The sequence below is a fragment of the Salinicola sp. 4072 genome (assembly GCF_036663415.1).
In the GTDB taxonomy this organism is placed as follows: Bacteria; Pseudomonadota; Gammaproteobacteria; order Pseudomonadales; family Halomonadaceae; genus Salinicola; species Salinicola salarius_A.
This window is the reverse complement of sequence record NZ_JAXOVV010000021.1, coordinates 47,750-67,045: the sequence shown is the minus strand read 5'-3', so window position 1 is coordinate 67,045 and position 19,296 is coordinate 47,750. Positions and strand designations below refer to the sequence as shown.

At 61.1% G+C, this 19,296-nt stretch carries 9 protein-coding genes; 2 read left to right on the top strand and 7 right to left on the bottom strand.

Going from position 1 to position 19,296, the window contains the following annotated elements; all coding sequences use genetic code 11:
- Positions 1-25: 25 nt before the first annotated feature.
- Positions 26-1,201, top strand: coding sequence for an acetyl-CoA C-acyltransferase FadA (gene fadA / locus R3F72_RS14090; protein ID WP_332779965.1), 1,176 nt, complete (start codon positions 26-28; stop codon positions 1,199-1,201).
- Positions 1,202-1,296: 95 nt separating this feature from the next.
- Here fadA and R3F72_RS14085 read toward each other — a convergent pair whose 3' ends face one another.
- From R3F72_RS14085 to R3F72_RS14060, 6 genes are all read right to left on the bottom strand, one after another.
- On the bottom strand, positions 1,297-2,181 hold the full coding sequence (locus tag R3F72_RS14085) for a S66 peptidase family protein (RefSeq protein WP_332779964.1): 885 nt from the start codon (positions 2,179-2,181) through the stop codon (positions 1,297-1,299).
- A gap of 141 nt (positions 2,182-2,322) precedes the next feature.
- Positions 2,323-4,356 carry a putative bifunctional diguanylate cyclase/phosphodiesterase gene (locus R3F72_RS14080; RefSeq protein WP_332779963.1) on the bottom strand — a complete coding sequence of 678 codons (2,034 nt, stop codon included), beginning with the start codon at positions 4,354-4,356 and terminating at the stop codon, positions 2,323-2,325.
- Between the two features lie 252 nt (positions 4,357-4,608).
- Positions 4,609-4,998 carry an MAPEG family protein gene (locus R3F72_RS14075; RefSeq protein WP_332779962.1) on the bottom strand — a complete coding sequence of 130 codons (390 nt, stop codon included), beginning with the start codon at positions 4,996-4,998 and terminating at the stop codon, positions 4,609-4,611.
- Positions 4,999-5,178: 180 nt separating this feature from the next.
- The gene (locus R3F72_RS14070; RefSeq protein ID WP_332779961.1) at positions 5,179-6,612 is read right to left on the bottom strand and encodes a TolC family protein; all 1,434 of its coding nucleotides are present in this window, start codon (positions 6,610-6,612) and stop codon (positions 5,179-5,181) included.
- Positions 6,612-7,949 (bottom strand): HlyD family type I secretion periplasmic adaptor subunit, encoded by a 1,338-nt coding sequence (locus tag R3F72_RS14065; protein ID WP_087720390.1) that lies wholly within the window; start codon positions 7,947-7,949, stop codon positions 6,612-6,614. The genes R3F72_RS14070 and R3F72_RS14065 overlap by 1 nt, the downstream gene beginning before the upstream one ends.
- Positions 7,946-9,730, bottom strand: coding sequence for a type I secretion system permease/ATPase (locus R3F72_RS14060; RefSeq protein ID WP_087720391.1), 1,785 nt, complete (start codon positions 9,728-9,730; stop codon positions 7,946-7,948). Before R3F72_RS14060 ends, R3F72_RS14065 begins: the two co-directional genes overlap by 4 nt.
- Before the next feature lie 690 nt (positions 9,731-10,420).
- Here R3F72_RS14060 and R3F72_RS14055 point away from each other — a divergent pair.
- A complete protein-coding gene (locus R3F72_RS14055; protein ID WP_332779960.1) occupies positions 10,421-17,881 on the top strand; it encodes a carbohydrate-binding protein in 7,461 nt (2,486 codons plus the stop codon).
- A 111-nt stretch (positions 17,882-17,992) separates the two neighbouring features.
- Here R3F72_RS14055 and R3F72_RS14050 read toward each other — a convergent pair whose 3' ends face one another.
- Positions 17,993-19,174 (bottom strand): multidrug effflux MFS transporter, encoded by a 1,182-nt coding sequence (locus R3F72_RS14050; RefSeq protein ID WP_303856164.1) that lies wholly within the window; start codon positions 19,172-19,174, stop codon positions 17,993-17,995.
- Positions 19,175-19,296 lie beyond the last annotated feature (122 nt).

Here is a 19,296-nt window from a genome sequence, read left to right as displayed (position 1 = left end):
TCCACCACCAACCGGAGTCACAGTCATGAGTTTGAAAGCAAGAGATGCCGTGGTGGTCGATGCCGTACGCTCACCCATGGCCAAGGCCAAGAACGGCGCCTTTCGTCACGTCCGCGCCGAGAATCTCTCCGCTGCCGTGATGCAGGCGCTGTTCACTCGCAACGCGAAGCTCGACCCTGCCTGCGTCGACGACATCCTCTGGGGCTGCGTCAACCAGACCCTGGAACAGTCGATGAACATCGCGCGCAATGCCGCCATCCTGACCGGCATCCCGCGTTCGGTGCCGGCGCAGACCATCAATCGCCTCTGTGGATCGTCGATGAGTGCGCTGCATATCGCGGTGGCCAACATTCGCGCCGACATGGGGGATTGCTACCTGATCGGTGGCGTCGAGCACATGGAGCACGTGCCGATGGATCATGGCATCGATGTCAATCCGGCGGCCAGCAAGAGCACTGCCAAGGCGGCGATGATGATGGGCTTGACGGCGGAACTGCTGGGCAAGATGCACGGGGTGACTCGCGAACAGCAGGACCAGTTCGGGCTGCGTTCCCATCGCCGTGCCAGCGAGGCCAATCGTCAAGGCTACTTCGACAACGAGATCGTGCCGATCGAAGGCCACGATCAGCAGGGCTACCGCAGCCTGATCAGGCACGACGAAGTCGTACGCGAAGACGCCAGTCTCGAACAGATGGCATCGCTCAAGCCAGTATTCGATCCCAAGAATGGCACGGTGACCGCGGCTACCTCGTCGGCGCTCTCCGTCGGCGCGTCGGCACTGATGGTAATGAGCTACGAGCGGGCGAAATCACTGGGGCTGGAGCCTCTGGCGAAAGTCGTCTCGACCGGCGTGGCCGGCTGTGATGCCTCGATCATGGGGTATGGCCCGGTTCCGGCGACGCAGAAGGCGCTGGCAACTGCCGGCCTCAAGATCGGGGACATCCAGACGGTCGAGCTCAACGAAGCCTTCGCGGCGCAGTCGATCCCGGTGTTGAAAGATCTCGAACTGCTGGATCGTCTGGATGACGCGGTCAACCTGCACGGTGGCGCCATCGCGCTCGGCCATCCGCTGGGCTGTTCCGGTGCGCGTATCTGCACCACCTTGCTCAACGTCATGCGCCAGCAGAACACCACGCTGGGCCTGGCGACGATGTGTATTGGCATGGGGCAGGGTGTGGCGACCGTGTTCGAACGACTCTAGAGATCCGCCAATCTGTCGTATGACGCCGCCTCAAGTAACACGAGGCGGCGTTTTTCGTGGATTCGAGTGAACGTAACCGGGTCCTGGTGACAAGCTCAGTCGAGGAAATGCAGCCGATCGCTGACGATACGCGCCTTCGACCCGTAGCGCCAAGGGAGGTTGTCACGCCCATGGCCGACCGGAATCCCTGCGTAAAGCGGCAGGCCGCGAGGCGCCAGCCAGGTCTCGAACAGCGTCTCGAGCTCGAGATCCCCATAAGGGACGCAATGCTCGAAAGTGCCGAGGCAGACGGCGGCGGCGGCGTCCAGCGCGCCGGAATGGACCAGTTGCCACAGGTCGCGCTCGAGCCGGTAGTAGGGCTCGCCGACGTCTTCCAGAATTACGATCGCCCCGGGTGGCGCGCGAAACGCCAGCGAGGTGCCGGCAACGCTGGCCAGGGTCGCGAGATTGCCGCCGACGAGCGGCCCTTCGATCGCCGCCGCCGAAGCGGCCGAAACAGGCGTCAACGCCACGCTCTCCGGCGACCGGCCCTCGAGCAGCCCGAGCAGGGCACCGAAATCGCGATGGCTCGCGGCGCGAAGGTCGGCGTCATCGCTGGCGAGTTTTACGCCCTCTTTCATCACCGGGCCATGGATGGCCGGCAAGCCGTGGCGATGGCACTGATCCAGCAGCACGCTGAGATCGGAATAACCGATCAACGGCTTGCGAGAGAGCCGGTTCCAGTCGATTTCGGTCGCCAGGTGGGCGCAGCCATAGCCGCCGCGAACGGCCCAGACGGCATCGGTGTCGGGATCGGCGTAGGCATCGTAGAGCGTCTGAAGGCGATGCTCGACGCTCCCGGCCAGATAGCGCCGTTGATCCTGTAGCCGATCGGGAAAGCGAACGGCGATACCGAACGGCTGCAAGGCCCGGGCGGCTTGTTCCAGCACATCGGGTCGGGTGAAGGAGGCAGGAGCGATCAGGCTGAAAGTCGGAGACATGGGTAACGGCTTCACGAAGTCGGGCGAGTGAATGATGACGTTTTGCACGTTACGCCAGCACGGCGCCCGATGCTACCAGCTGATTTCTTTCCCCGGTCTGACGCCATGTGACTGTTAGAAATGCTTTATTTGAAGACGCCATCAGGTATCTCTCTTCAGCCGCTCCAACAATTGTTCCATTGCCATGGGGCGGCCCAGATAGAACCCCTGGTACTGCTTGACGCCCAACGTCTGCAGCAACTGCCATTGTTCTTCGGTCTCGACGCCTTCGGCAACGGTTTCCATGCCGAGCAGGTTGCACAGTTCGACGATGCCTGCCAGCAGGTCGCGTGAACGCCGGTCCGCCTCCAGGCCGTGCATGAAACAGCGATCGATCTTGATGGTGTCGAAGGGCAGTCGCTTGAGATAGCCCAGCGATGAGTAGCCGGCGCCAAAGTCATCCATCGCGACACGGAAGCCCTGACTTCTGAGATGTTCGATCCGGGCTTCCGGTATCCGCGTGTCTTCCATGAACACGGACTCCGTCACTTCCAGTTCGATCTGGTCGGCCGTGATGTGATGACGATGGCAGGCACTGCGCAGCGTATTCGCCAGCTTATCGTCCATGACATGCAGTGCGGAGATGTTCACCGATACCGGTAACGGATTACCCGTGGCGGCCAGGCGGGCGGCATATCGGGCGGCGCGGTCGATGGCCAGGTTGCCCAGTGCCGACGCCATTCCGTTGTTTTCGGTAAGTGGTACGAAGACGGCAGGGGGGACTTCGCCATGTTCTTCGGTCATCCAGCGCGCAAGTAGTTCGGCGCCGATCATCCGATTATTGCCGTCGAACTTGGGCTGGACCACGAAGTCGAGAGCGTCCTTGGCGATGGCTTCCCGCAGGTGGGCGAGCATCGACATCTGTTCCAGGCTGTGATGCTTCAGCTGCTCGTGGTAGACGATGATGGCGTTCTTGCCCTTGTTCTTCGCTGCATACATGGCGACGTCGGCATGCTTGAGCAAAGTCTCTCCATCACGCCCGTTTTGCGGCGCGTGAACGATGCCGATACTGGCGGTGACGCTGATCTGATGCCCGCCGATCACCATGGGGTGGGACAGCGCTTCGAGCAGGCGTTGGGCGATCCTGTCGGCGAGTTCCGTGTCGCTGCCCACCTCGATGACCACGACGAATTCGTCGCCGCCCCAGCGCGCAACCAGATCCTTGCTACGCACCGTGGCGCGTAGCCGCTTGACGATGATTTTCAGCAGGATGTCGCCCGACTGGTGCCCCAGCGAGTCGTTGATGTGCTTGAAACCATCCAGATCGATGAAGAGGACCGCGAGCCCGTGTCCAGGCAGGAGCCTGAGCAGCCGCCCGTTCAGCGTCTGCTGCAGCGTCGCACGATTGGGCAATTGGGTCAGCGTGTCGATCCTGGCGAGATGCTCCAGCTCCCGCTCGGAGCGCTTGCGTGCCGAGATGTCCCGTAGCGCGGCGATATAGTGAGTCTCGCCAGTTTCGTCCAGCGTAAAGTGGCTGACGGTCAATTCCACGGGAACGGGTGCTGCCCCTTCGACATGGAAGAGTCCTTCGTAGTGCTGGATGCGATCGTTACGCGCGACCGTCGCCGGGTCGGAGCGCAGCACATCGGCATCTATGTACTGCTGCAGTGCGCGGCCGAGTATCGCGCTCGGTGGTAACCCCCCGAGCGCGGTGAACGCGTCGTTGATTTCCAGAATGCGCCAGCGATTGTCGACGACCAGCATCGAATCCCGCGAGGCGGCGAACGCGTGCGCCCGGACGCTGCCATGAGGTCGCTGGTCACGCGGATCGTCGAGGACTTCCCAGGTGCCGGTTGCCGCGAGAGGGGAGGCGTCATCGTCGCGCGAGGTGATCGCGCCGCGGATGCGCCACCAGATCGATGGCTTGGTGGCGTCGGGTTGTATCAGCACGTCGACGCGGTCCTGCTGACCGTCGTTCATTCGCCGCCATAGGGTGATCAGCCGCCGACGCTCGGCCGACGGCATCGTCTTCAATAGCGTCCACCAGTCAAGACGCAGAAGGTCGCTATCGCTTCGTTCGGTTACCGTGCCGCAGAGAAAGCTGCGTTCGGGGGCGGCCCACCGCCAGTAGGAGGTCTGGGCTGCCGCCATGGCTTCCAGCGCCCATTGCTGGTGTGTGTCGAGATTACCAACCATCGCGTTTCCGAAAGGCGGGGCAGGCAGCACTGATTCTCCGAGGCTATCGTCGGTGTCTTGTGGCGAACCGCATTGGAATTCATTGTCGATGGACATGGGACGGGATCTCGATCGCACTCGAATGGCAAAAGCGAATCACGGAAGGTGATTCGAACTCTATCGGCTCATTTCGCTAAAACTTGATGGTCCTGAACGCTATGGGTTCTCGCCGTGGCCCTCTTTCCGAAAGCTCGCACCTTGATGCCATGTAGCCTATAGCAGGGCCGTCATGAAAAGTGACAGTACGGCCAGAAAGCTGACGACGAAAAGAGAAGACCTCAGCGTCGCCAGATCCATGGCGTAACAGAGACCATGACCGATCCGAGCCAGCACGAAGACAACGCAGGCGATATCCGCAAGCCTGCCGCCGCCACCCGAGGTCTGCATGGCAACGATACCCGCGGTGAACAGCGCCAGCGCTTCCCAGGCGTTGCTTTGCGCTGCCCAGAGACGCGCGCCTTTACCTGTCATCTGCGCATATTGCTGGCGTGGATGATGATTATCCAGATGACCGAATTCCCGACGCCTGACGCTGCTGCTCCAGAATGCCAGCCAGAAGGGCAATAGCGCGGTTATCAGCAGGCACCATAGTGGTAGGCTCATTGCATCCCCTCGGTCGATCCCGCCGAACACCATATCCGGCGATTTTTTAGTCAAGATAGCAGATCGTTCTACGATCGTACGGTTGTCGAATGCGGTCGACTGCGACTTGGAAATATTGGCGCCTCGACCGTCTCGTCATCGGAGCATTGCCCGATATTTCTTTTCCCAACCTGGGCCGGTTCAGCCATCGTCGCTCGGCGCTGCCCGTTCGACACGCTCCAGAATGCTTGCCACCTCCGCCAGTGTCGATGTGTCGAGTTGATCGGTAGTGGCCTGCAAATAGGTGCGATCCTCGAGATAGAGGCAGAGCGTTTCGATGAAGCGAATGCGCAGATCATAGAGCGAAGAGCGGGCATCGAGGACATCTACTAGATCTCTCAGGCCGAGAGATTCGCCGCGAATCGCCGCCTGCAGAAACAGACTGCCGGATTCCACCGAGCGCTGCAGGGCCTCCAACTGGCGCAGGTCGCCCTGCATGCTGAGCAGGCGCTTGCGAACCTCCTGCTGAGCCAGTCGGCGTTCGTTCTCCGTGCTGGCCGCGCTGGCTCGTGCCGTCAGCTCTCCTTGATGAATGCTGGCGGTGGTATAGCCACCCTGGTAGATCGGCAGGTTCATCTCCACGCTGGCCGAAAGGTCGTTACTGGTTCGCAAGGCATCGTTACTGTCGACATCGCTGTAGCCGACCACCAGGTTGAGTTCAGGATAGCGTGACGCGCGTCGCACGTCGGTATCCCTGTCGGCGACGCGCTGGCGCTCGGCGGCCAGGCGCACCTGCACGTTATTCCGGCTCAGTGACAGCCAGCTCTCCAGCGGGCGAGATTCCGGCGCGATGTTCAGGTTCTCCGGGGTATCGACCAGCACCGGATCAAAGGGAAGCGAAACGCCGGTCAGCCTTTCGAGATCGCTCAGGGCGTTGGTCAGGTCATTTTCCGCCGATGTCTGGTCGGCGACCGCCTGGTCCAGCCGCGACTGGGACTCCAGCAGGTTGATACGATCGCCGATGCCCAGGTCGTAGGCCCGTTGCGCCTGGCGCTGCTGCAGTACCAGCGACTCGCGCTGCGCGATCAGCAAGCCCAGCTTGCGCGAGGCCTGATAGGCATCGAGATAGGTTTCCACCACCTTGACCGCGAGGTCACGCTCGGCGACGGCTACCTGCAGCGCGGCCGCATCCATCTGCGCGCGAGCCTTGCCGACCCGGCGCCAGCGCTCGAGACTGAACAGCGGCTGTGTCATCCGCAGTTCCCAGCTGGTGTCCCGCGTCCGGCCGGACACGCGATCGTCATAGACCTCGTCAGGATAGTCATCGGGATTGTCGGTATAGATATTATCGGCGTCCGTGTAGCGATAGGCGGCGGTGGCATCGAGCCGGGGGCGCAACCCTGCCTGCGCCATCGGCACTTCCTGCGCCATCGATTGGCTATCCAGGCGCTGGCTCTGCAATCCACTGTCGTAGGTCAGCGCCAGGGCGACCAGCTGTGGAAGGGAAGGTAGCGGCGCTGGTGCGGTGCCGGCCGGCTCCGGTAGCGGCGCTTCGATCTTGAGTGGCTGGGCATGCGCCGTGGCGATCAGCGTCGCCAGACAACCGGTCAGGATCCATTGGTGAATCGATGGCATTACTCTTCTCGCATCGCGCGTGCCAGCATGTCGCTGAACGGTTTGAACATATAGCTGGCAAAGGTGCGGTCGCCGGTCTTCAGCATGACTTCGGCAGGCATGCCGGCCAGCAGCTGCATCGAGGAAGTCATTTCGGAATGACCCAAATCGGTGACGCGGATGCGCGCCTTGTAATAATGGGTTCGTGTGGCCTCGTCTTCGAAGCTGTCCGCTGAAACGTGGGCGACCTCTCCCTCGATGACATTGGATAACCGCTGGTTGAAGGCACTGAAGCGAATCTCGGCAGGTTGTCCGATGCGGACGTTGTCGATGTCGCGGTCGGGAATTCGCGCTTCTACGATAAAGGCTTCGTTGGCCGGGACGATTTCCATTACTGTGTCGCCGGAGCGAATAACGGCGCCTTGGGTGTGGACCTGGAGACCGACGACGGTCCCCGAGACCGGCGCGACGATGGCGGTACGCTGAACCTGGTCGCGCAGCGCGGTGACTCGCTCTTCGGCGTCCGTCACCTGGGACTGGACATCCTTGAGATATTCGCCGACTTCCTGGTGGTACTCCTGCCGACGAATCTCCTTCTGGAAGCCGTTTTCGCTGATCTGCGAACGTAGCTGCGCCACTTCGGCGCTATGCTGGGCGTTTTCCCCCTGATACTCGAGCACCTGGCGTTCGAGCTCACGCAGACGCTGGTTGTCTCCAAGCCCCTCCTTGAACAGCGTGCGATAGTCGCTGGCTTCTCCGGAAAGCGAGTTGATCTTGGATCGATTGACCTGCTGCAATCGTTCGAGACCGGCGATCTGCTCCTGCATCTGGCGAGCCTTCTCGTCCAGCGCGGACAGCGCATCCTTCAACGACTGCCGGCGGACCTGGAACAGACGCTGCTGCACGTCGACCACGGCCTGCACCCGCGGCGACACGTCATCGAGCAGGATATCGGGAAACGTCAGCATGTTGCGGTCACTTTGCTCGGCCAGCAGGCGGACCTCGCTCGCCAGGGCGATGCGGTATTCCGATTCGGCAATCGAGAGCTTGGCCAGCGGCTGGGTGTCGTCGAGTACGATCAGCGAATCTCCGGCGCTGACCTGATCGCCATCCTCGACCAGGATGCGTTTGACGATACCGCCCTCGAAGTGTTGAACCTTCTTGGTCGAGGTCTCGACGGCAACCGATCCCGGCGCCACCACCGCGACCGCGAGATCGGCCGTGACCGACCACAGCACGAAACCGCCCAGGGCGAATACCAGAATGGCCAGTCCCCAGCGCCGGCTGGTGCGATCGCTGGTGGGCAACTGAGGGGCAGGAGCCCCGAGCGCTATCGGCGCGGCAGAGGAAATCGTCATGACGTCGGCGGCTCCGGGGGGAGAGGAAGAGATGATCGCGAGTCGTCCGGTTTACCGCGGGCACGCATCCGGATGGAGTGAACGGGTGTGCCACTCTCCCGCGAGGATTGCGCCATCTTTGGCGCAGGCTGGCGGGCGGGAGCGCAGGACACCATGCGTCCTTCCTGCAGCGTCAGAACACGGTCGACATGCTCGAGGATGGTCGGTGAATGACTGATGATGAACACTGTGGTGCCTTGAGTCTTGAGCTGGCGCAGGCAGTGCAGCAGCGCGCGTTCGCCGCTGGCATCGAGATTGGCATCCGGCTCATCGAGCACCACCAGAACCGGGTTGCCGTAGAGCGCCCGGGCCAGGCCGAGTCGCTGGCGCTGCCCGCCGGAAAGGATGCCGCCGGCCCCGCTGATCTGGGTGTCATACCCCGCCGATTGACGCAGAATGATGTCGTGCACGCCCGCCTTCTGGGCGGCCTCGATGACCCGCGCGGGATCCAGATCACCGAAGCGGGCAATGTTTTCGCTAATGCTGCCGTCGAACAACTCGACATCCTGAGGCAGATAGCCGATGAAAGGCCCCAGCCGTTCCCGCGGCCATTGGCCGATATCGGTGCCCCCTAGCCGGACACAGCCATTTTGAACCGGCCAGACGCCCAGCATGACGCGAGCGAGCGTCGACTTGCCCGCGGCACTCGGGCCGACGATAGCGATATGCTCGCCGGGGTTGCACAGCAGATCGAGCTCCCATAGCGTCGGCCGGCTTTCGCCGGGAGGGCCCGCGGTCACGGACTCAAGTGCCAGGCGCCCGGTCGGTGGCGGCAGTGGCATGCGCTGAGGCTCGGCAGGTACCGCCGAAAGCAGAGCATTGAGCCGTCCGTGCGCGGTACGTGCGGCGATGAAACCCTTCCAGCCACCGATCATCTGGTCGATTGGCGCCAGCGCGCGGCCCATCAGGATGGAGCCGGCGATCATCATGCCGCCCGTCAGGCTACCTTCAATGACCAGAAAGGCACCCAGCCCCAGGATCAGCGACTGGAACATGATTCGCAGAGTTTTCGACACGTTGCTGAGGGTACCGGCTCGATCGCTGGCATGGGATTGATGCAGCAAATAGTCGTGATGCTTTCCTCGCCAGCGGGCGAGCAGATTCGGCAGCATCCCCATGGCCTGGAGCACTTCGGCATTGCGCAGATTGCTCTGGGCCAGGTCCTGAGACTGGATGTGCTCCCGGTTGGCTTCGCTCAGCAGCGACTGGGTGCTCTTTTCGTTGATCCATGCCAGTGCCAGCAGCACGCTGGCGGCGACGGCGGCGAAGATCCCGAACCAGGGATGGAACAGCGTCAATATGGCGATGTAGACAGGAATCCAGGGCGCATCGAAGAAGGCGAACAATCCGTTGCCGCTGAGAAACTGGCGTAGCGTAGTCAAGTCATTGAATGGCTGAGCCGACGGTCTGCCCGGCGCCAGCAGCGCTCGCTTGAATGTGGCCTGATAGAGTCGCTCGTTGATCTGCATATCGAGCCGGTTACCGACACGAACCAGGATGCGCGAACGCACCAGGTCCAAGGCGCCCATCACGACGAACAGGAACACCACCACCAGCGTCAACATGAGCAAGGTTTCAGGGCTACGGGTGGTGATCACGCGATCGTATACCTGCAACATGTAAATCGACGGCGCCAGCATGAGCAAGTTGATGAACAAACTGAACAATAAGATAAACAGAAAGGCCTGACGACTGGCCGAGATAGCCCTTTGCAGGTCGGTTTTGTCCTGGGGGTTTGCCACAGCATTTTCTCTTCTGAGGTTGTTGTGGAAAGTGGCGTTGATGCATCGCTGTTCCCATCAGGATGCGTAAATTGTGCACAAGCTTACAAGCGGGATTTTAAATGGTTTTTCTCGGTAAAGAGAGGTTGATGAATTTTAGAATTTTCTAATAGTTTTTAAAAAACAATGATTTATTGTGGCTTTTCGCGATTGGTTTAGTGGGTTGGGAAGTTGGTGGGAATAAAAATAAAGGATCTAATGGAGTGGCGGTTACGAATTTGTGCTGAAATTTCAGGGCGATTTTTAGTGCTTTAGTTTGATATTTCTCATTCTTGAAATTTTATGTAAACGCGCCTTTATAATAGGGGCAGAAGCTTGGCTAACACGATGATGGTTTGCCGAAATCAGGGCGTGGAAAACTCAAATCTTTCCTGCGCCTCGCTAAATTCGTTTTCATGGTTGTAGAAGTTTCAACTTTGCGCCGAAAGTGAGAAGCGCTAGGTTGCCATCGGTAAGACTCCATCGGTAAGACTCCGGCGATAAAATTTTAGTCACGAGTCCGTCCTGGGTCTTCCTGTACATAACAACGACCAGCGATAGGGGGCTTCCGTTAGTGCCCGGAAGGTCAACATCGTGTCGGTTAGCGCCGAACGGGTGAAGGTCATTCTCGCTCGTTTCATAAACACCAACTTCTGCGTAGGTGCTCCATTCATGTTCACGCTATCCATCATCGATGCCCAGACAGGTGACGTCGTCGAGACGTTGACGCAGGGCGCTGCGATCACCCGTGACTTTCTTGGCGAGGACTACTGGCTGGAAGTCACGCCCATCGACAGCGCTGGCTTTGTCGCCAGTGACGTCGCCGGTCTCTCTCTTGCGGTAACTGACTCGGCGGGTAATCCGAGCGAGCAGTTGACCTCTGAGAGCCCCTATCGTTTCACGTTGCCCTCGGATCTGGACCGAGGTCTGACCAATCTGATGTTGGATGCGTTGGATGGAAGCGGTCAGCTTTTGACTGGCAGTGAGCAATCGATCGATATCGAAATCGTCAATGTCGAAGGCTGGTCGGGCGATGTCTTCACCCTCCAGGGCGAATCGTTGATGCCCGATGATGGCGCCTCGGCTGCCGACACCGTAATTCGTAACTCAGCGAATCCCGAAGCTACGGCGGCAGCGGGGTCTGATGGGCTATGGGATGGATCGAGCGGTACCGGGTACATGGACATGGGCGGACAGATCGGGGACGCGGCCTATTTCGAGGTGGATGTCGCCGCTGCCGGCACCTATCAGCTCGATGTGCGGTATGCCGGCAGTAGTGCATCTGGTTTTTCACGCCCGATGGCGGTGCTGGTCGATGGCAACGATCAGGGCACCTTGACGTTTCCCTCGACCGGTACCGGGACGGTCGGCTGGGAAACCTGGCAGCACGCGACGCTGACATTGACCCTGGATAGCGGTACCAATGTCATCCGGTTGGAGAACATCGTGGGAGGCGGCCCGAATATCGACAGCCTGACGTTGACCGCGGTCGCTGTCGACGACGGGCCGGCGCAGCTGGTCATTCAGGCCGAAGACCCGGCGCTGGTCTCCATCGATGACAGCGGATCGACGAGCAGCGCTGGCCTGACGCGAGTCGTCGACAGCGAACATCCCGACGCGCAGGGCGTCGTCAGGGCGGGCGCGATCGATGGCGGCTATGTCGACTTCGGCACGAATGCCGGCGATGCGATCACCTTTCAGGTCTCCCCCGAGGAGACCGGGATCTATACCGCGACGATTCGCTACGTCAATGGCGGAACCGGCGATCGCCCGCTGCTGCTCTCCATCAATGGTGCCGAGCCCACACTGGTCTCGTTCCCGCCGACCGGATCCTGGACCGACTGGAGCGAGATCAGCGTGTCGGTGCCGCTTTCGGCGAGCGGCAATACGCTGAAGTGGACGATACCCTCGACAGAAGAGGGGGGGATACCTAACGGCCCCAATATCGATCAGATCAGCTTCGACTACGCCGAGGCCATTCCCAAGGTGGCGTTTTCGATCGAGGGAGAAGCGCTTGCCATCGATGATGGTTCTTCTCTGGCTGATACCGTCGTGCGAGATGCCAACAATCCTGAAGCCAGTGGTGGTGGCAGCGATGGGTTGTGGGGTGATTTCAATGGTAGCGGCTATCTGGATATGGGCTCGCAGGCGGGGGATGCAGCCTCCTTCGCGATTAACGTCGTCGAATCAGGCACTTATTTCCTGACGATTCGTTACGCCAGCAGCGGCGCGGCGGATCGCCCCATGGCGCTGTCCGTGGACGGAGATGCTCAGGGAATCATCGCCTTTGCGTCTACCGGAGTGGGTAGCGCAGGTTGGGAAAACTGGACCGAGACTACGATCGAGATCGACCTCAGTGCCGGCGATAACGTGATCAGACTTGCCAATATCGGCAATACCGGACCCAATATCGACAGTTTGTCGGTTGATAGCGAAGTAGAAAGTGAGCCGAGCGTAGAACCGGGTGAGCGCTTCGAGGTGAAGATCAACTTTCAGCCGGCAGACTCCACGACGCCAGACGGCTATGTAGCGGATACCGGATTGGCGTTCGGGAAGCAGTCAGTGAACATTGACGGTCAGAGCTACCAATATGGATGGGTGACTGAAGCGTCCATCGCCAATGGCACAGCCAACGGTACGATGCCGATGGCGATCGCCGGTCAGGACCCCGATGCTCTGGGAGATCGCAGCGGCACGCTTGCCAACGTAGACTCATTGCAAGCCACCTACGCAGGTTTCGACAAACCCGGCTACAGCCAGGACGCCGGTTGGGAGATCGAACTGGAGGACGGCTATTACGAAGTCACGATCTCCATTGGCGACAGTGGCGGCTCCTATGACAGCGTCAATCTTATCAATGCCGAGGGTGAATCGTTCGGTGAACTGACATCCGAGCGGCCGGACGGCTTCCCTGCCGATGACGATCCCACCAACGACAGCGAGGGTTACCGGTCGACGCTGGTCACGCGGATCGTGCAGGTCACCGACGGGCGGCTGACGCTCGATTCGATCGGCGTCGACAGCGCCAACACTGAAATTCAGTACATCGAGATCCAGTCACTGCCGGATCTGACGCCCAACGATGACCGCGAGGCACCAGCGGATTACGCTTATTTCACTGATCCACGAGCGGTTGCCGGTGTCGGCGAGCAGCAGGTAGAGGTGTCCCTCCAGGCGGAGGATGGTACGCCGCCGGTGGGCGTCGATCCTACGTCCGATATCTTCATCGGTATTTCGGTGGTCGACGGTCGCGGCGGCGCGCTGCTGGAGAGTCTCAACGACGGCTCGGTCAAGCTCTTCAACACCGTTACCGGTGAAGAGGTCGCGTTCAACATCAATACCACCGGCGGGTTCGATTCGCTGACCATATCGCCGGTGGGTGAGCTGGATGAGTACACCAGTTACACGCTGGTGATCGACGGCTTCCAGGACCGCGGCGACAACGACGATCCCAGCGCGCCCACCCGCGAGTTCCAGAAATTCACCACTACCTTCGTGACCGGCGCCGAACCGGAAGTCCAGGACAGCGAAGTGGCCTTCGACACGACGGTGGAGCTGAACGGTGCCGAAGATGGAGCGTACCTGTTTACTTCCATCACCATGTCGCCGGACTACAGCAAGATCTACGTCTCGACCATGAACGGCGAGATCAAGCGCTTCGATGTCGATCCGGTCACCGGGGCGCTGTCCAACGAGCAGACGCTGGCGCTGGACTACTTCCAGAGCGAGGAGGGCGCTCGGGGCATCATGGGGCTCGCTTTCGATCCGACCGACCCCAACGTGCTATGGGTGACCGACAACTACCCCATTCCGCTAAGCGGGCGAGATAACGGTGTGCCCGATTTCAGCGGACGGGTCAGCAAGGTCACGATCGACGATAGCGACGCCACGTTCTCCGGGTTGGCGGAAACCTATATCACGGGGCTGCCGCGTTCCAACGGCGACCATGTCACCAACAGCCTGGTGTTCCACGCCAACCCCGAATACGACGCCGAGACCAACCCTGACGTGCCGCCTTATCTGCTGTATGTCTCGCAGGGGGCCAACACCGCGATGGGTGGAGACGACAGTGCCTGGGGTAACCGTCCCGAGCGACTGCTGAACGCCGCGGTACTCGAAATCGATCCGTATCGGGATGCGCCGGCGGGGGGCTTCGACGTCTCGACCGAACCGTTGCCGACCGATGGTTCCAACACTCGCTACGAAGACGATGACGGCGACCTCAAGAACGGCCCCATCGACATGGGTGGCGGCCAGTACCTGGTCTTCGCGGAAGATGGCACCGCGACGATGCAGGATGCCGACGGCAACGTATTGATCGAATACTACGATCCATTTGCGGCCGATGCCGTCCTCAAGGTCTACGCCACCGGCATTCGCAACGCCTATGATCTGGTATGGCACTCCAACGGCAGCCTGTACGCGCCCACCAACGGCTCGGCTGCCGGCGGTGTCACGCCGGACGATCCTTCGACGGCCTACAACGAAGGGCTGATCAACGTGGGCATCGAGGACGACTGGCTATTCAAGGTCGAGGAAGGGGGCTACTACGGCCACCCCAACCCGATGCACGACGAATATATCCTCAACGGCGGGAATCCGACCGCCGGCGAGGATACCAACGAGACCGACGAGTACGCGGTAGGTACCAACCCCGACAGCAATTACGCGATCGACGATGTGTATTCCCTGGGTACCAACCGTTCACCCAACGGCGCCATCGAATATACCAGCAACGTTTTCGGCGCGACGCTGGACGGCAGCTTGCTGTTCGTCGAGTACTCCGGCGGTGACGATATCCGTTGGATCACGCTGGACGAGGAGGGCAACGTCTCGAACGATAACGTGCTGCGTGACGTCGACGGTAATGTCATCTCCTATGTCGATCCCCTGGATATCATCGAGAATCCGCTGACCGGCCAGCTCTATCTGATAACGCTCAATCGCAGCACGGGCGAGAGCCAGGTCGTCCGGCTGGATCCGGTGCCTGGCGATATCATTGACCCCGGAGAAGGAGATGCCGACTTGACTACTATTGCCACTATCCAGGCCGAAGACGAGTCCCAGGCGATCATCGCTTCCGGGGCCGGCGCTCAGATCGTGATCCGAGACGGCGACAACCCCGAGCCCACCGATGTCGGATCGGAGTACGGCGTGCGTCCCGGCGCCTACGGGCTCGACGGCAACACCAACGACAGCGATGGTGTGATCGGCGGCTACGCCGACTTTGGCGCGACCACGGCGGATTTCATCACTTTCAACGTCGACATGAGTGCGGCCGACGCTGGCGATGCCGTACTTCGGATTCGCTACGCCAACGGGGGCACGGCCAACCGGCCGCTGGAAGTCTTCGTCAACGATGTCAGCATCGGCGTCTATGGTTTCGCGCCGCCGGTCGGTGTCAGTGGCAATGCCGCATGGAATACGTGGCAGACACTGGATATTCCGGCCGAGCTGATCGCCGGCGCCAATACGATCCGACTGCAGTCGACCAGCAACACGGGGCCGAATATCGATCAGTTGCAGGTACTGGTCGAGGACACGACGCCGGGTTATGCCGTCTACGAAGCAGAGGCTGCGGTCATCGAGGGCGGCGCCGTCGTCATTCCTTCCTCTCAGACCGATCGTGACGCCTCGGGCGAAGGCTTCGTCGATTTCGTCGGCAGCGGCGACCAGAGCCTTAGCTGGGATGTGGACGTCGATCAGAGCGGTGTCTATGAAATCGCATTCCGCTACTCGTTGACCAGTGGCAAGGCCGACCGCCCCATGGCGCTGACGATCAACGGGGTCAGTTATCCGACGGTCAACTTCCCTGCCCAGAGCCAGACGGTGAGCGACTGGATCTACCAGACGGTGGAAGTGACGCTGGCGGCGGGCAGTAACACCGTCACGGTCATCGCGCCCAATGGTGTCGGGCCCGATATCGACTCGCTAGAAGTGTCGGACGAGCCCGTCACGGTCGTCTCCGACGGCAACATCAGCGTTGTCAGTACCGATCCGGCCTACTTCAGCGACCGCATCGCTTTCAATTATCTCGAAGACAACGATGCGACCAGCTCTTCCCCGGTGCCGCGCGAGTACAAGGATAGCGGGTCGGTCGTCATCACCAATAACGGCACGGGTGATCTGTGGGTCAGCAGCGTGACGTTGAGCGGCCCGTTCATGCTGGCGGACGCGGATGCCCTCGATGACCTGAGGCTGGCGCCCGGCGAATCCATCGAGGTTGGCGTACTGTTCAACCGGGACGCCTATACACCGCCGACCAGTAACGCAGCCAGTGGCGTCTTCGAAGGCACCATGACGATCGTCTCCAACGATGCCGATCAGCCGGTGACGGAGATCCAGTTGGCCGGCTTCTGGCAGGCGCGGGACGAAGGGGGCTGGGAGCCCAACCTCAACGAGATCTGGCAAGTGTTCGGCTTCGGCAATCACATCGATGGCCTGTCGACGCTGGACGGTGGTGGCAGCTCCGTGCTGCAGGATTTCGATCTCTACCGAGCGGCCAACGACCAGGAAGTGCTGTCGCGCTACTGGCAGATCGCCGACGGCGTCGAGTCGGCCACAGTCACCCAGCTGGCGGCCTTGCACGGGTACAGTGGCGCGCTGCTGGCGCTGCATGCCCCGGGCGACAAGGCGGCGCGCGCATCGCTGAGCAATCACGACAGCCTCTATAGCCAGTCGTTCCTGCCGCAAATCGCCAACGGCGACTATGCAACGGCGTCCTTCACTCGTGGGCGGATTCCCGACAGCTGGGCCGGCGACGACATCTTCGGCATCTCGATCGCCGATCTCTCCACCGACCCCTCGCTGAATCCTTCCGGCGGCAATACGCCCCCGGCCGAGGACGCGGGTATCGAGCGTGGCCATACCGTGCGTGTCTTCCAGGCTTACGACACCGCCGGAAACGCCATCGCCAATACCTACTTCGTGGTCATGGATTACACCGGCATCAACTACGACTACAACGACAACGTGTTCCTGGTCGAAGGTATCGAGCCGGCGGCACGCACCCCATTCAACAATTCGGCAACGCCGTGGGTCGTGGATAACGATGGCCTGACGCTGGATGCGGCGCTGTTCGACGAGGGCGCGCCCTATCTGACCTACGAGGACTCCAGCGAAACCCAGCTGGGCACCAGCTTCCGCGAGGGCGGAGTGGACATTCGCGGCAATGGCGACGCCATCGGCTGGATCGAGGACGGGGAGTGGGTCGAATACACGCTAGAGGTCGATCAGGCCGGCGTCTACGATCTCTCGTTCCTGTCCGCGCTAGGTGCGCAGACGGGTAGCGCCCGCTCGATCACGGCCACGTTCGACAACGGCGCCGGGGTCTACGAAGTCGTGACCATCGGCGTCGATTACACCGGCGGCTGGAACACCTTCGAGGCAACCGACAGCCAGCACGTGGCCCTGGAGGCGGGGACGCAGACCCTGCGGCTGACCTTCAACGGCGGCTCGCAGAATCTGGAGTCCTTCAGTCTGGCACCTGCCGCTCAATCGGCATTCAACGCTTCCAGCACGCCCTGGGCGGTGGACGATGGGCTGACGCTGAATGCCGGGCTCTATGACGAGGGTGGGGCGGAAGTCGCCTACCATGACAGTAGCGAGGAACAGCTGGGCGTCAACACGAGGAACGAAGGCGTCGATCTGCGCGACAACGGCAACTCGATCGGCTCGATCGCCAATGGCGAATGGGTGGAGTACACCATCGACGTCGCCCAGGCGGGCACCTATCAGCTGTCGTTCGCCGCTGCCACGATGTCCAACGGCCGCACCGTCACGGCCAGCGTCGAGCAGGATGGCGCTGTCTATACCAGCGCCGCGCCGCAGTCCGTCACCAATACCGGTGGCTGGAACAATTACCAGATCAACGACGGTATCAAGCTCGATCTCGCAGCGGGTGAGCAGACGCTGCGGCTGACGTTCAATGGCGGGGCGCTTAACCTGCAGTCCTTTACGCTGACACCGGAAGCCAGTGCGACGGCGACGCCCATGGCATCGATGTCCTCGATGATCGCCTCGAGCGACGAGAACACCAGCCTGATGCAGGCCTTCGAGGATCTCTTCGTGGACAGTGACGAGGTTGCCGTGGCCGGGGTCGACGATAACCCGGACACCGCCAGCGTCGCCTAGGTTTCCTTCCGCCTAGACATCCCTTCAGCTTGTCCATCGTTAAGCCGGGCGGCGTCGCCCGGCTTTTTTACGTCTGCCGCAGGCGTGACGCTCACGACTGTTCAGGTCGGTTCAGCGGGCCCGGTGTGGACGCAGTGCGCCGACGATGACACCCATGCAGACGAGCGAGCAGAGAAACATCGAGGCGATGACCCAGCCCAACGTTTCCGGCAGCAGGGTCGATAGCGCACTCAGCGTGCCGGCAACCCCGAACTGGCAGGCACCGAGCAGAGAGGCCGCAGTGCCGCCATGGCGCTCGAAGTATTCCATGAAGCAGGCCTGGTTGTTGGGCACGACGGCGCCCTGGGCGCCAATGGTCAACATCATGGCCGGCAGGAACAGCCAGACGGAAACCTCCAGCCAGGTCATCAGTGATAGCAGCAGGACACCGGTGAACTGCACGCATAGGCAGGTAATCAGAATCTGTCGCGACGTGAACCGGTGGAGAACGGCGCGGTTGGTCAGGTTGACCAGCAGCATGACCAGGATATTGGCGCCGAACATCAGCGAGAAGGCGCTCTCCGACTGACCGAAATGGGCCTGATAGATGAAGGATGCGTGAGTGATGAACAGCATCATGACCGAGAAGGCAAAGGCCTGCAGGGCAATGAAAGGAAGCGCGGCCCGGGTCGCCAGAACGAAACGGTAACGGGTCAGCAGCGAGTCTTCATGATGGGCCTTGGCGGTGGGCCTGGCGTGGCGCAGCACCACGCGAGCCTGCAACGGAATCACGCCGAGCGCGTAGATGGCGAGGAACCAGAAAATCGCGTGCCAGTCGCCAAGCGCCAGTAGGGCGCTGCCGATGCTGGGCGCGACACCGGGAGCTACCACCATGATCAGCCCGATCATGCTGAACAGTTTGGCCGCTTCGCGCCCCCTGACCTGGTCTCGCACCAGCGCCGGCACCAGCACCATGATCCAGCCACCACCGAAGGCCTGCAGGCCACGCAGCATCAGCAGCAGGTTCAGGTCATCGACCTGGGTAATGCCCAGGGCGGCCGCGATGAAAATAGCCAGCCCCGCATACATGACGCGGGATCGCCCCACGCGATCCGATAGCGGACCACCGACCAGTTGCCCGATGGCGAGACCGAAGATATAGACCGAGAGGCTCCTCGACACGTCACCAATGCCGACCCCCATCGCATCGGCCATGGCCGGGAAAGCGGGGAGGTAGGCATCGATCGACAACGGCCCGAGCGCCATGGTGATGGCTAACACGAGCGGCAAGTTAAAGGAGTAAGGGCGGGACATGGAGCCTGTGACGTACATTGCTGGATAGTTGAGATAGTCAACTATATGGATGTGCCGTGGGGAGGTCAAATTCGGCTTCGTTTCACGCTGGCTGAGAAGGCCGGCAGAGACGCCGGTAAAGA

What these genes read in the sequence shown, in the direction of transcription:
- fadA (WP_332779965.1), top strand. Translation starts at nt 26, where the DNA reads ATGAGTTTGAAAGCAAGAGATGCCGTGGTGGTCGATGCCGTACGCTCA.
- R3F72_RS14055 (WP_332779960.1), top strand. Translation starts at nt 10,421, where the DNA reads ATGTTCACGCTATCCATCATCGATGCCCAGACAGGTGACGTCGTCGAG.
- R3F72_RS14075 (WP_332779962.1), bottom strand. Translation starts at nt 4,998, where the DNA reads ATGAGCCTACCACTATGGTGCCTGCTGATAACCGCGCTATTGCCCTTC.
- R3F72_RS14050 (WP_303856164.1), bottom strand. Translation starts at nt 19,174, where the DNA reads ATGTCCCGCCCTTACTCCTTTAACTTGCCGCTCGTGTTAGCCATCACC.
- R3F72_RS14065 (WP_087720390.1), bottom strand. Translation starts at nt 7,949, where the DNA reads ATGACGATTTCCTCTGCCGCGCCGATAGCGCTCGGGGCTCCTGCCCCT.
- R3F72_RS14085 (WP_332779964.1), bottom strand. Translation starts at nt 2,181, where the DNA reads ATGTCTCCGACTTTCAGCCTGATCGCTCCTGCCTCCTTCACCCGACCC.
- R3F72_RS14070 (WP_332779961.1), bottom strand. Translation starts at nt 6,612, where the DNA reads ATGCCATCGATTCACCAATGGATCCTGACCGGTTGTCTGGCGACGCTG.
- R3F72_RS14080 (WP_332779963.1), bottom strand. Translation starts at nt 4,356, where the DNA reads ATGGTTGGTAATCTCGACACACACCAGCAATGGGCGCTGGAAGCCATG.